General features: G+C 45.5%; 12 protein-coding genes and 1 pseudogene. 7 read left to right on the top strand and 6 right to left on the bottom strand.

From position 1 onward, the window contains the following. Window positions 1-777 precede the first annotated feature (777 nt). The 6 genes and pseudogenes from psaA to PLE7327_RS08915 all read left to right on the top strand — a co-directional run bounded on the left by psaA (window position 778) and on the right by PLE7327_RS08915 (window position 7,157). Entirely contained in the window at window positions 778-3,141 is a 2,364-nt protein-coding gene (gene psaA / locus PLE7327_RS08940) for a photosystem I core protein PsaA (RefSeq protein ID WP_015143522.1), read from the top strand. Between the two features lie 83 nt (window positions 3,142-3,224). Further along, window positions 3,225-5,456, top strand: coding sequence for a photosystem I core protein PsaB (psaB, locus tag PLE7327_RS08935; RefSeq protein WP_015143521.1), 2,232 nt, complete (start codon window positions 3,225-3,227; stop codon window positions 5,454-5,456). Between the two features lie 160 nt (window positions 5,457-5,616). Next, window positions 5,617-6,186 (top strand): photosystem I reaction center subunit XI, encoded by a 570-nt coding sequence (locus PLE7327_RS08930; RefSeq protein WP_015143520.1) that lies wholly within the window; start codon window positions 5,617-5,619, stop codon window positions 6,184-6,186. Window positions 6,187-6,251: 65 nt separating this feature from the next. Beyond that, window positions 6,252-6,380, top strand: a pseudogene (gene psaI, locus PLE7327_RS26465) (photosystem I reaction center subunit VIII); the annotation flags it as partial. Window positions 6,381-6,482: 102 nt separating this feature from the next. Beyond that, the gene (locus tag PLE7327_RS08920) at window positions 6,483-6,962 is read left to right on the top strand and encodes a photosystem I reaction centre subunit III (RefSeq protein ID WP_015143518.1); all 480 of its coding nucleotides are present in this window, start codon (window positions 6,483-6,485) and stop codon (window positions 6,960-6,962) included. Window positions 6,963-7,016: 54 nt separating this feature from the next. Then, window positions 7,017-7,157: a photosystem I reaction centre subunit IX / PsaJ gene (locus PLE7327_RS08915; RefSeq protein WP_015143517.1), complete on the top strand. Its 141-nt coding sequence runs from the start codon at window positions 7,017-7,019 to the stop codon at window positions 7,155-7,157. Between the two features lie 178 nt (window positions 7,158-7,335). On the opposite strand, the gene thiS is transcribed toward PLE7327_RS08915, so the two are convergent. The 3 genes from thiS to PLE7327_RS08900 form a co-directional block, all read right to left on the bottom strand. Beyond that, window positions 7,336-7,557 (bottom strand): sulfur carrier protein ThiS, encoded by a 222-nt coding sequence (thiS, locus tag PLE7327_RS08910; protein WP_041391986.1) that lies wholly within the window; start codon window positions 7,555-7,557, stop codon window positions 7,336-7,338. A 132-nt stretch (window positions 7,558-7,689) separates the two neighbouring features. Next, window positions 7,690-8,733: a thiamine phosphate synthase gene (locus PLE7327_RS08905; RefSeq protein WP_015143515.1), complete on the bottom strand. Its 1,044-nt coding sequence runs from the start codon at window positions 8,731-8,733 to the stop codon at window positions 7,690-7,692. A gap of 13 nt (window positions 8,734-8,746) precedes the next feature. Next, window positions 8,747-9,424, bottom strand: a complete 678-nt coding sequence (locus PLE7327_RS08900; protein ID WP_015143514.1) for a uracil-DNA glycosylase family protein — start codon at window positions 9,422-9,424, stop codon at window positions 8,747-8,749. Between the two features lie 252 nt (window positions 9,425-9,676). Between PLE7327_RS08900 and psbA the strand changes: the two genes are divergently transcribed. Further along, window positions 9,677-10,759, top strand: coding sequence for a photosystem II q(b) protein (psbA, locus tag PLE7327_RS08895; protein WP_015143513.1), 1,083 nt, complete (start codon window positions 9,677-9,679; stop codon window positions 10,757-10,759). Window positions 10,760-10,930: 171 nt separating this feature from the next. On the opposite strand, the gene PLE7327_RS08890 is transcribed toward psbA, so the two are convergent. The 3 genes from PLE7327_RS08890 to PLE7327_RS08880 are packed head-to-tail and all read right to left on the bottom strand — an operon-like array spanning window position 10,931 to window position 13,988. After that, on the bottom strand, window positions 10,931-11,500 hold the full coding sequence (locus PLE7327_RS08890) for a DUF4340 domain-containing protein (protein WP_015143512.1): 570 nt from the start codon (window positions 11,498-11,500) through the stop codon (window positions 10,931-10,933). A 7-nt stretch (window positions 11,501-11,507) separates the two neighbouring features. Then, window positions 11,508-13,181, bottom strand: a complete 1,674-nt coding sequence (locus PLE7327_RS08885; RefSeq protein WP_015143511.1) for a Gldg family protein — start codon at window positions 13,179-13,181, stop codon at window positions 11,508-11,510. A 24-nt stretch (window positions 13,182-13,205) separates the two neighbouring features. Next, entirely contained in the window at window positions 13,206-13,988 is a 783-nt protein-coding gene (locus PLE7327_RS08880) for an ABC transporter permease (RefSeq protein WP_015143510.1), read from the bottom strand. Window positions 13,989-13,997: the final 9 nt, after the last annotated feature.

The following is a 13,997-nucleotide window of genomic DNA, read 5'->3' as shown; positions in this document are numbered from 1 at the left end:
GGAGAAGGTTATTGAGATTTTTTGCAAAATTAGATGAGCGATCGCTCACTTTATTTAAACTTTTGTTAAAAAAAAGACGAACTGGTACAAACTTATCTCAGTTTTTGCTAAGTTTCTAATCGAGCAGTTTATTTCTTAACGACCAAAAACATTGAGCATTAAAAAACTACTTCATTCAAATAAATCTATCTATTGAATCGAGAGTAGTTTGATAACAAACATTTTAGTTACGATCGCGCAAGGTTTCTCTCTCGCATCTGGCCTCGGAAACCGCTGTGAAGAGAACCAATCTAACCCTAAGTAAGGAGTCTTGAATTTATGCCGCTAAACGAGCGTAGATACTCGCCTTGGTTCAATCTTATTCTTAAATATTTAGCTAAACCGCCGAATATCTTCATCCCCATCAATTTTATCTCTACAGGTGAGGATGTTTTCGTGCCATTATCCTCCAATAGGTTTTAGTTTGCCAACAACAAGTATGTTGCTTGGAACTCAAAGATTAAGTCTGTCTAAATTGCGATCTTGCAGCAGTGGCAACAACCGCTTTTGTAATGAATTTCCTGTCCGATCGAAGAAGTCTTCTAAAGAAGACCCGATAGGAATTTCAGTCTATTTTAATCGAATTAAGCTTTGAGCCTAGAACTTTATTCTAGGCGTTGATGCCAAAGGTGCAAGATCTGGCTCTAAACAGACTTTAACATCTTAGACAGAGAATTTCTTCTCTGCCTAGTGACAGAGTTTTTGGCAAAAAATCAAATCGTCATAAGGAGAGTTGCAATGACCATTACGCCTCCGAAACCGGAGCAACAGGTAAGAGTGGTCGTCGATAACAATCCGGTGCCCACTTCCTTTGAAAACTGGGCAAAGCCGGGACACTTCGATCGCACTCTAGCCAGAGGTCCAAAAACCACCACCTGGATTTGGAACCTCCACGCCAACGCTCACGATTTCGACAGTCATACCAGCGATCTCGAAGACGTATCGCGCAAGATTTTCTCCGCTCACTTTGGGCATCTTGCCGTCGTCTTCGTCTGGTTGAGCGGCATGTATTTTCATGGCGCTAAGTTTTCTAACTATACCGCTTGGCTTGCCGATCCCCTACACATCAAGCCCAGCGCTCAAGTCGTCTGGCCCATTTTCGGTCAAGACATCCTCAACGCCGACGTAGGGGGAGGCTTCCATGGCATTCAAATCACATCCGGTCTCTTTCAACTTTGGCGTGCCTCTGGCATCACCAATGAGTTTCAGCTTTTCTGCACTGCTATAGGCGGGCTAGTCATGGCAGCCTTGATGCTATTTGCTGGCTGGTTCCACTACCACGTGCGAGCGCCCAAACTGGAATGGTTCCAGAACGTGCAGGCAATGCTGAATCACCACCTAGCGGGCTTGCTCGGTCTTGGCTCGCTGGGATGGGCGGGGCACCAAATTCACGTCGCCTTGCCGATTAACCAGATGCTCGATCGCGGAGTTCCCATCGAGAAAATTCCCCTACCCCACGAGTTCATCCTCAACCCCAGTTTGATGCAACAGCTATATCCCCACGTAAATTGGGGTTTTCCCAGCGGTGTGATTCCGTTCTTCACGCTCAACTGGGGTCAGTACGCCGATTTTCTTACCTTCAAAGGCGGTCTGAATCCGGCAACGGGAGGCTTGTGGCTGTCGGATACGGCGCACCATCACCTCGCGATCGCAGTGCTGTTTATCATTGCCGGACACATGTACCGAACCAACTGGGGCATCGGTCACAGCATCAAAGAAATGCTCGATGATGCCAGAACTCCCAACATGCTGCCATTCTTAAGCTTTATCGGGCCAGAAGGTCACAAAGGTCTCTTTGAAACCCTCACCACTTCTTGGCACGCGCAGCTATCGATCAACTTGGCGATGTTAGGTTCGCTGAGCATTATCGTCGCTCATCACATGTATGCCATGCCGCCCTATCCTTACTTGGCAACAGACTATGCCACCGTGCTATCTCTGTTCACCCATCACGTCTGGATTGGCGGCTTTCTGATCGTTGGTGCTGCCGCTCACGCCGCTATCTACATGGTACGGGACTACGATCCTGCCAAGAACGTCAACAATGTCCTCGATCGCGTCATCCGTCACCGAGATGCCATTATTTCCCACCTAGCTTGGGTGTGCCAATTTTTAGGCTTTCATAGCTTTGCCATGTATTGTCACAACGATACGATGCGAGCTTTTGGTCGCCCTCAAGACATGTTCTCAGATACTGGCATCCAATTACAACCCGTATTCGCCCAGTGGATTCAACACGTTCACACGGCAGCGGTCGGGGTTGGACAAGCAGCACAGCCCTTGGGCAATGTCTTTGGCGGACTGCGGAATATCGAACTGTCGGGACTGGGGACTACAGCCCCTGGCTTGAGCGAACCTGTCAGCTATGCTTTCGGTGGCGGAGTAGTCGCCGTTGGTAGCAAAATTGCCATGATGCCCATTACTCTGGGTACGGCAGACTTCCTCATTCACCACATCCATGCCTTCACCATTCACGTAACAGTGTTGGTGCTGCTCAAAGGCGTACTATATGCCCGCAACTCTCGTCTGATTCCCGACAAATCGGAACTGGGCTTCCGCTTCCCCTGCGATGGTCCCGGTCGCGGCGGCACTTGCCAAGTATCGGCTTGGGATCACGTTTTCCTAGGCTTGTTCTGGATGTACAACTCCCTGTCGATCGTCATTTTCCACTTCTTCTGGAAGATGCAATCGGACGTGTGGGGAACAGTCGATGCCGATGGCTCGATAACTCACATTACTTTGGGCAACTGGGCGCAAAGCTCGATTACGAATAACGGCTGGTTGCGCGATTTCTTATGGGCACAGGCCACTCAAGCTATCACCTCTTATGGTGGCGCACTGTCCGCCTATGGCTTGCTGTTCTTGGGCGGACATTTCATCTTCGGCTTCAGCCTTATGTTCCTCTTTAGCGGCCGCGGTTATTGGCAGGAACTGATCGAGTCGATCGTTTGGGCGCACAACAAGCTCAAAATTACGCCAGCCATTCAGCCTCGCGCTTTGAGTATCATCCACGGTCGAGCCGTAGGAGTCGCTCATTACCTCCTAGGGGGAATTGTGACAACCTGGGCGTTTTTCTTGGCTCGTATGGCGGCAATTGGGTAAGAGTTAGTAGTTATTAGTTGATAGTTAATGGTTCGACTAACTACTAACAAAAGCAGTTGACAAAGAAAACGAAGATTTAAACTATGGCTACAAAATTTCCCAAATTTAGCCAGGATTTACAGCAAGACCCAACGACGCGGCGTATCTGGTATGCGATCGCGACTGCCCACGACTTTGAAAGTCACGATGGCATGACCGAGGAAAATATCTATCAACGGATTTTTGCTTCCCACTTCGGTCACATTGCCATCATCTTTCTGTGGACGTCGGGCATTCTCTTCCACGTAGCCTGGCAAGGTAACTTTGAACAATGGGTTAAAGATCCTCTCACAGTTCGTCCTATCGCTCACGCGATTTGGGACGCTCAATTCGGAGCGCCAGCAATCCAAGCGTATACTCAAGCTGGAGCCTCAAACCCAGTAGATATTTGTACCTCTGGTGTCTATCACTGGTGGTATACCATCGGGATGCGGACGAATAACGATTTGTACGCGGGTGCAATATTCTTAATTCTGCTGGCTGCTGTTTTCTTGTATGCAGGCTGGCTGCACTTGCAACCCAGATTCCGTCCTAGCCTAAGCTGGTTTAAGAATGCAGAATCTCGCCTGAACCACCATTTGGCTGGTTTGTTTGGGGTTAGCTCCCTGGCATGGGCGGGTCATCTCATTCACGTTGCCATTCCCGAATCGAGAGGACAGCACGTTGGCTGGGATAACTTTCTCACAACTAAACCGCATCCGGCTGGCTTAGGACCATTCTTTACCGGGAATTGGGGAGTCTACGCTCAAAATCCCGATACTGCCGAGCATATATTTAATACCTCTCAAGGTGCGGGGACAGCAATTTTAACCTTCTTGGGCGGATTTCATCCCCAAACTGAGTCGCTCTGGCTGACGGATATGGCGCATCACCATTTAGCGATCGCGGTGATATTCATTATCGCCGGACACATGTACCGAACCAACTGGGGCATCGGTCACAACATCAAGGAAATGCTCGATGCACTTCAAGGTCCGGGCTGGAGGGGCTTCTTTATCGCTCCCAGAACCGGTCGAGGTCACCTGGGGATTTTTGAGGACTACAACAATTCGCTCCACTTCCAGTTGGGATGGCACCTAGCTTGCTTGGGAGTCATTACCTCTTTGGTTGCCCAGCACATGTATTCAATGCCGCCCTATGCCTTCATCTCCAGAGACTACACGGCAATGTCAGCCCTTTATACCCATCACCAGTACATTGCTGGATTTTTGATGGTGGGGGCATTTGCCCATGGCGCTATCTTTATGGTGCGCGATTACGACCCCGAACTCAATCGCGATAACGTATTGGCACGGGTGCTGAATCACAAAGAGGCGATTATTTCTCACTTGAGCTGGGTATCCCTCTTCCTGGGCTTCCACACGCTAGGGATATACGTCCACAACGATTGCGAGGTCGCTTTTGCGGCACCAGAAAAGCAGATTTTGATCGAGCCAGTGTTTGCCCAGTGGATACAAGCTGCCCACGGCAAGACTCTCTATGGTCTGAGTACGCTGCTGTCTAATCCGGATAGCATTGCTTCGACGGCTTGGCCCAACTATGGTAACGTTTGGCTACCCGGCTGGTTGGATGCAATTAATAGCGGTACTAACTCGCTATTCTTGCCTATCGGACCTGGGGATTTCTTAGTTCACCACGCGATCGCACTCGGACTTCACGTGACTACTCTAATCCTAGTCAAGGGAGCGCTCGATGCTCGCGGTTCCAAGCTGATGCCGGATAAGAAAGATTTCGGCTATGCTTTCCCTTGCGATGGTCCTGGACGGGGTGGCACTTGCGACATCTCGGCTTGGGATGCGTTCTACCTTGCCATGTTCTGGATGCTCAACACCTTGGGTTGGCTCACCTTTTACTGGCACTGGAAACACCTCACCCTCTGGTCGGGGAATGTCGCCATATTTAATGAAAACTCAACCTACCTGATGGGTTGGTTCCGCGATTACCTGTGGGCTAACTCCGCCCAGTTGATCAATGGCTATAATCCTGCTGGCACGAATAACCTGGCTGTTTGGGCGTGGATGTTTCTATTCGGACACCTTGCTTGGGCAGTCAGTTTCATGTTCTTGATCACTTGGCGCGGTTACTGGCAAGAGCTGATCGAAACCCTCATGTGGGCGCACGAAAATACACCGCTCTCGTTTGGATATCCAAAAGATAAGCCAGTTGCGCTCTCTATCGTTCAGGCACGTTTGGTGGGCTTAACTCACTTTACGGTGGGCTATATCGCCACCTACGGAGCTTTTTTGATTGCTTCAACCGCTAGTCGGTTTGGCTAGTTTGTCATGGGGTAAGGGAGATGAATGCATCGCTTCAACTCTACCCCTTACCCCATCCTTTAAGTTTAGGGAGATCTCCTCTCTCCTAAAAACCACCTGGTCATGTGGGCACTGACCAGGTTTCCTGTTCCATAATTAGAGCGACAAAGGAAATAGGGATATGACAACAACTGAAACACAATCGCTACCTCAAGCCTATTCCGAACTAGATCCGATTAAGCCTTATCAGAATGACCCTTGGAAAGGCAATTTATCAACTCCCTTTAATGACTCTCCTATCGTCAGAGCTTACATTCGCAATCTTCCAGCCTACCGTCCAGGACTGACCCCTTTTATGCGAGGGCTAGAAATTGGTATGGCTCATGGCTATTTTTTGGTCGGTCCGCAGGTTGTCGTAGGGCCGCTACGGGAAACGGCACACGGAGCCAATTTAAGCGGCTTAATTTGCGCTATTTACATAGCAGTCTCGGCAGTTTTAGGAATTTCGATCTTTGCCCTTGCCATGTTCCAAAACAATCCTAAAGGTTCTTACAATTCTTACTCTAAAGATGACTTGAGACCTTTGAGAAGTAAAGAAGACTGGTTCCAGCTTGCAGGCGGAGTCTTTTTAGGGTCGATGGGAGGAGCAATATTTGCCTACCTCCTTCTCGAAAATTTTGATGACTTGGATGCCATCCTGCGAGGTGCAGTTAATGTGAGCCAACAATGGCTTCCTTGGGTAACGGGTTAAACAGTTACCAGTTATCAGTGACAAATGACAACTAATTAAAAAGGATAAAAAGGAGAATTCATCTCATGGTAGACATGACACAATTAACGGGTTCCTATGCTGCTTCATGGCTTCCTTGGATTATGATTCCTCTTGTTTTTTACATTCTTCCTTTCCCAGTATTTGCATTACTTTTTCTCTGGATTGAAAAAGAAGGATCTCAAGAAGAAAGCCCAAGAGAACAATTTCAAAATTCAGTTGAGCGAGTTAATGTTATCGAACAATTTGGCGTTACCGAACAACAAGGATAAAAGATCATGAAACGATTACTGGCATTAGTTTTAATCCTAGCTATTTGGTTCACTCTTGTCCCTGCTGCTTGGGCACAAACTTCTCATCTCGTTCCTTGTAAGGACTCGCCTGCCTATCAGGAACGCATGAAAAAGGCTCCCGATAATTATTATTTCAATAAGCCGGGTAAAGCCTATGCCGAATATCTTCTCTGTGGCGAAGATGGTTTGCCCCATTTGGCTCTCAGTTTCGATCGCGCGGGCGACATTGCTATTGCCTTCGGAATATTTTTCTATTTTACTGGCTTTGTAGGTTGGTCGGGTCGTTCCTATTTACAAGTTTCTAATCAGTCTAAAAATCCAGAACAGATGGAAATTTTCATCGATATTCCTTTAGCTATTCAATCTTTCGCTAAAGGTTTACTTTGGCCCGTGTTAGCTTTCCAAGAACTTGTTACTGGTCAATTGACTGCTAAAGATAGCGAGATTCCTGTGTCACCTCGGTAGTTGTTTGAGTCTAAATAATAAATTCAGTTCATCCAATAAATAGGGGGTTCGATTGTGCAATCTTTCTTCAAATATTTGACGCTTGCACCCGTAATGGCAATTCTGTCGCTAGTGATTCTTTTCGTCGTTTTTATTGAATTGAACTACTTTTATCCAGGTTTGCAGTATGGCACCTATTTTCATTCTTTACCCTAACGCTCGGCTTCCGCATGCGCGGCGGTTCGCAATTGAATAGGGTACTAACAATCACTAATTAGTAATTAGTAAGGTAGGCACTTTTTATGAGCTTAGAAGTCTTTATAAAAAGTGTCTGCCTCAGTATTTAAGACATCCTCTAAAATAACAACCACTTGTGACAAAAAAGTAGTTATTATTAGCCGCCTCCGACGATGGTTACAATTTCTAAGCGATCGCCTTCTTGCAATTGAGTCTCCTCCCAATACTGTCGGTGAAGAATTTCACCATTATATTCAACAGCCACTAAATGCGGATTTAATCCTAGCTGTTCTAGCATCTGGGGCAGTCGCGTCTGAGGAGGGCAAGTATGCGGTTTTCCATTCACTTGTAAAGTGATTTGTTCTGTGTCATCGATCATTTGATGAAAGGATTTTAGATTTTGGCGAAGCCGCCGCACGTTCCTTGAACCTCTTCAAGGAGAACGGCGGATTTTGGATTATTTCTCCCTTGTCTCCCCACACTCCCCACACTTTTTATCTCTCCCTCTTTCCTACTTTTTTATCAATTGAGAGAGAAAATCTTGAGTCGCTCTAGCGGGGTCTTCTGCTTGCATGATAGCGCGGACAACAGCCACTCGTTCTGCCCCTGCATCAATAACATCTTTAACATTAGAGAGATCGATGCCGCCGATCGCAAACCAGGGAATTGGGGCATGTTTGACAGCATGGCGAACGTACTCCAATCCTGCTGCTGCTTTACCTGCTTTGGTTGGCGTTTCGTAAACGGGGCCCACGCCAATGTAATCTGCGCCTTGGGCGATCGCTTGCTCCATTTCTTGCGGATTGGTGGTCGATCGCCCGATAATCCGCTGAGAACCTAATATTTGCCGTGCCACTGCAATGGGAAGGTCTTGCTGTCCTAGATGCACGCCATCGGCATCGACTGCCAACGCTAAATCGACGCGATCGTTTATAATGAGCAACGCTCCATAATCGCGACACAATTGGCGCAATTTTTGAGCGTTCGCCAGTCTGATAATGTCGTCAGTATTTTTATCTCGATACTGAACTAGCGTCAGTCCTCCTTTCAAGGCAGCTTCTACGATGGAGAATAATTGTTCGGAGGGAGAAGTAACGAGATAGAGTCGAGCGTCCTTGAGTTGCTGGCGACGGCGGGATGTTAATAATGTGCTTTCCATAATATAAACCTGATAGCGCATTTGTTTGAACGCCTCTCCCATCCCTGATTTGTATAGCTTGCCATACTCCTCTAAAACTCGCATTGCTTCTTGGGTGCGACACAGGTTTGCCTGAAGAATTTGTTCGACACTGCTGCGCGTTTCTTCTTGGGGATGGGATAACCCAGTGCCCACATCTTCTAATGTATCTCGTGCCAATCGCAACTCCGAACTATGCCAACTGGCGATTTCTTGTCGCATTTGCTTGCATTTTTCTGCCAGTTGACTGTCATTCAAACCAAAGCGGCACCATTCTTCTACGATTCGCAATCCTTCTCTAGCACGATCTAAGTTTGCATCCAAGATCCGCTCGATCGCAAACTGTTGTCCTTTTCTTTGGTTAGATTGCTCGTCCATCGTTTATCTAACTTCAAAACTCAAATTCGTTCAGTCTCTCCTGGAGCAGTTGGGGGAATTTTTCGTACCACTGTTGATTGAGAGGGGAAGGATGGGGCAGCGGCAATAACGTCACTTGACGCTGGTATGGTACTCCTTGCTCGTCTGAGGCTGTAAGGGTAACTTTCAGCTTAGATGTAAAGCGATCGCTGCTTTGAAAAAACTTATTTACCTCTCCTTTAGCACCGTAGGGTGCAAACCATTTAAAGGCTTCAGTTCCCAGCGTAATGATTTGATTGCCTTGCCAATGAATGACTAATAAGCGTGCTATAAAAGGGCGGAATCTTTCTTTGACTTTCGTCTCATAAGCTTTATTGCCAGGGGGTTTGTAGGGAACTGTGTTGGTTAGCAAGACGCGATCGCAAACCGAATTTAAATCTTTTCTTCCCTTGGGTTTTTGATGGTGCATTGCCCAGTAAAATCCCTCGCGTACTAGAGTTCCTGCCGCTCCAATCAAAGGTTGCCCCGCGATCACTTCATCCCTACCCAAATCGCGACCAAAAAAACAAATCTGACTTTTCAGATTGCCCGCATAGAGTATGGGTTGAGTGGGTTCTTTTCCAGCGGCTTTATAGACATCTACATCTATGGGAAAGGGTTCTCTTTCTGCTTCTTGTCGAACTTGTTCGATTAAAGTGTCTACATCTGACATTGGATTTAGCTGTAACTACTGAGCTAGTTCAATAACTATAGATCGCCGCAAAGCATCTTCCAACATACCACCGAAATCAACTAATCGCACAAACGCGATCTTCACCTTGCAGTGCCAATGCTATATAAGAAAAGCTTATAAATTAGCATAACTATAGTTTTTATTAAAAAGATTTACAAAACTGAGAAGTTTTATTAAGATAATGATGTAAATCATCAAAAACCTTGAAAAAGGAATAGGAATCATAGGCAAATGACAACAACCTTACAGCAGCGCGAAAGCGCTTCTTTGTGGGAGCAGTTTTGCCAGTGGGTCACCAGCACCAACAACCGCATCTACATCGGTTGGTTCGGCGTCATCATGATCCCAACCCTGCTAACTGCAACCGCGTGCTTCATCATCGCCTTCATCGCCGCTCCCCCGGTAGACATCGATGGCATCCGCGAACCCGTAGCTGGTTCTCTGCTCTATGGCAACAACATCATCTCCGGTGCGGTGGTGCCTTCTTCGAACGCCATCGGCTTGCACTTCTATCCGATTTGGGAAGCCGCCTCTCTCGACGAGTGGCTCTACAACGGCGGACCCTACCAGCTAACGATCTTCCACTTCCTGTTGGGAGTATTCTGCTACATGGGTCGTCAGTGGGAGTTGAGCTACCGCTTGGGCATGCGTCCTTGGATCTGCGTAGCCTACAGCGCGCCAGTATCGGCAGCGACGGCAGTCTTCCTGATCTACCCCATCGGACAAGGTTCCTTCTCCGACGGCATGCCTTTAGGAATCTCTGGCACCTTCAACTTCATGTTCGTCTTCCAAGCCGAGCACAACATCCTGATGCACCCCTTCCACATGTTGGGAGTCGCTGGTGTCTTCGGAGGGTCTCTGTTCTCTGCCATGCACGGCAGCTTGGTCACTTCTAGCTTAGTCCGCGAGACCACCGAAACCGAGTCTCAGAACTACGGCTACAAGTTCGGACAAGAAGAAGAAACCTACAACATCGTAGCAGCTCACGGCTACTTCGGACGCTTGATCTTCCAATATGCGTCATTCAACAACAGCCGCGCCCTACACTTCTTCTTAGGTGCTTGGCCAGTGATTGGCATCTGGTTCACCGCGATGGGGATTTCCACCATGGCGTTTAACCTCAACGGTTTCAACTTCAACCAGTCGATCTTAGATTCTCAAGGTCGGGTCATCAACACCTGGGCTGATGTGCTCAACCGCGCTAACTTAGGATTTGAGGTGATGCACGAGCGCAACGCGCACAACTTCCCCTTAGACTTAGCTAGCGGCGAGATGGCTCCTGTAGCTCTGAGTGCTCCTGCTATCAATGGCTAAGGCTCTGAGTCTAGTTAATTGACACAAAAGGCGTCTCCTGGAGGAGACGCTTTTTTTATTAATGAGCTGGTTGAGTGACAAAACTCAAATCGCCCTCACCCCAACCCCTCGATTTGTCAGTCAACCAGGTTAATGAGTTCAATCGTTTAATTCGATTAAATATTGAAATCATTATTTTTTCTGTTCTTGTTGTTTCCATTCGGTTAAATCTCTGTCTATGGCAAATTGAAAATCCTTGGAAACTAAAATGACTTTTAATTCTTGGTTAGATCGATCGGACGGATCGACTCGAGCATAGAGAGATTGACCTTCAAAATCAGTATTCCCTAAAATTAACTGATGTTTTTTTCCATTTTTTAATTGAATATCAATCTTCGCCAAAGGGTTATCTAAACCATATTCTTTAATTTGTTCGGAAGAGATGGGGATCGCGCGATCGCTTTTTCCTTTCACCAGCAAATTTAATAAAAAAGCAATGGATGCATCGTTAGCAGGAACATCTTCTGGTTGCTTCATTTGCCAAAGACGATTTTCTATGCCAGTGCGTTCAAATTTGAGCGTTTCTTTGTTAGTTTCAATCGTCAATGTTTGAATATCTTCTTCTTGAAAATCAAAAATCTTTAGCTTATTTGATTGAGTATCTTCGCTTTGATATTGTCTCTGTATCTCATTAAAATAGACAACTCCACCCAAAAGCAAAGCAATAGTTACTAACACCCAAGTCGTTTTCTGTAACTTCATATTCTTTTTATCGTCTTCGCCACCAAGTAATGCCAGCAAGAATTAAACCAAATAACGGCATAATTACTAAAGACATCGATTCGATCGTTCCAGATTGAAAAGGTGTAAGATTAATCCGTCGATTCTTCGGTTCTTTAGGACGAATGGAAAGCGTTTGTTCGCCATCGCTAGCTAACCATTGCACTGAGTTGAGGAAGATGTCCCCATTGAGTATCCTGGGATCTTGAAACAAACTGTCGGTTGCAAAAGCTGAATTACCTATAATAACCATTCTCGATTCAGTTTTTTTCGGTTTAATCTTGTTTTCTTCTCGATCTACTGGCGATGGAGGAGGAATAGATTCTGTTGGATTTTGAGTTTCTTGAGAGGATGATTTAGTAGAAGAAGGATTAGAAGTTTTGCTTGTACTCTCAGGCAACTTGCGGGTGAGTGCGATTCCTAAATCGAAAGGTCCTGGAATATCTTGAGTGGCATCGAACTTGATTTGTTCTGATTTTAAATCGCTTTCTGCCCACATTCGATCGTTGGTTATTAGTAGTGCGACTGCTGTCACGCCTTCTACTTTTACCGTACCGATAGGTCGAGCAAAGGGAAAGAGAGAATATTCATTGTTAAAATCTCTTGTAATGGGATGTTTTCCGTAGTTGGTTATTATGGGAGTTGCGGGACCATAACCGATGCGTTCTCCCGTACCGGAAGCATCGATAATTGCTCGTTGGTCTAGTTGAATTCCCCATTCTTTTAGCAGAGATTCTAAACCTAAATTTGTATTCGGATCGATCGCTAAAAATATACTTCCGCCTCGATCTGAATAATCTTTTAATGCTTTAACTTCTGGTTCAAAAAATTTTCGTTTTGCACCAGCAATAACGATCGCGCTAGCATCTTCTGGAATTGTCGATCGCTCTATGAGATTGAGGGGTTCGACTTTGTATCCTTTCTCTTCCAAGTTACTGACTGCTAGAGAAAGTCCGCTTCCTTCTTCTGAAGCAGTTAGCGAATATTCTCCATGTCCTTGCAGAAAGTAAATCGTTTGAATGCGATCGCGCTGAATTTTTTCGATTGCATTGGTTAACTTAATTTCTGAGAGAGGTTCTTTTTGTTGATAGTTAATTAGTTTTTGTACTAACTGTTTTCTATCTTTATATTCTATAAAAACATCTCCTAAAGATTTAACCTTAAATTGTTCTGCTAATCCTGGTTTGAGATCTGGATCGACAAATTCAAAAGCAAAGTTTGAACTATAGCGGCGATAATTTTCTAACAATTCTCTGTCGATTTGACTGGAGTCTTTATCAAACACCCAAACTTTTAGTGGCTCTCTTAAATTCTTGACAATTTCTTGAGACTGAGGAGAGAGAGTCAAAAGCTGATTTTCTGTAAAATCGATTCGATTTGAGTAACGAATCGCTAAAAAATTTACCATCCCTAAAATTGCTATTAAAGATAGCGTTGCTACGATCGCATTAGTACTTATTTGCGTCGAGCGTCGCTTCCAAAATCCTTGTGCTGTGACAAAAATAAACCCCAACCAAATAACGAGAATAATAATACCAGCAACTAACAACCCGACATAGAGAGGCGACCAAACTTGAGTAATTAATCCTGCAAATAACCCCGCGATCGCTAGTATTATTCCTGGAATAAATAAATATCGAAAAAGCCTCCGAAAATTAATCATAATCGCTTGATTTTTATTCAAACCCTAAGACCGTTGTAAGCGCAAAGCTTCAATCGATTGCGCTGTCAGAAATATTCCCAAAAAAATATAGCTAGCAAACAGAACTATACTACTGGTATCGAGAATTCCTGTAGTAAAGTTATTGTAACTATCGAACAAAGACAAATGCGATATAGCTTCTCCGAAAACGCCTCCAATTCTTTGGGCGATAGTATCTAAAATCCAAAGAAATAATACCAAAATAAAAGTAAGAATATAGGCAAGAATAGAACTCTCTGTTAGAGAAGAAATAAACATTCCCAGTGAAAGAATTGCCGTGGCGAGTATAATGATTCCTGCATTAGCTAAGAGGACGACTTGAGGTGGCATCGGGGGAGTAGCTGCACTAAAAAGAATGGCTTGATAAATCCATAGAGGTGCCATCATCACCGTAAAAAACGTGACAACTCCCAAGAGTTTTCCGACTGCTACAACCCAGTTAGTAATCGGCGAAGTCGCCAATAATTCTAACGTTCCTCGCTTGCGTTCTTCTGCATAAAGTCCCATTGAAAGTGCAGGTAACAAGACTAATAATAGCGAGATTGCCACTCCTAAAAAACCACCGAGAAACTCATAGGCAACATCGCGGGTAACCGTAATTCCATTTTGTTCTTGAGCTGCAACATCCAGGGTAATGTTATATAAAACGAGTGCAAAAAAAATACCAGAAATTAGCCAAAAAACAGCAGCAACAATATAAGCAAAAGGAGAAGCAAAATAGCCTTGTAGTTCTTTGCGAAAGATAGCGATTAGGTTAGCAATAATCATTGGTCATTG

This window comes from Pleurocapsa sp. PCC 7327 (assembly GCF_000317025.1).
Classification (GTDB): Bacteria; Cyanobacteriota; Cyanobacteriia; order Cyanobacteriales; family Microcystaceae; genus Hydrococcus.
This window is presented reverse-complemented; position numbering and strand designations above follow the sequence as displayed.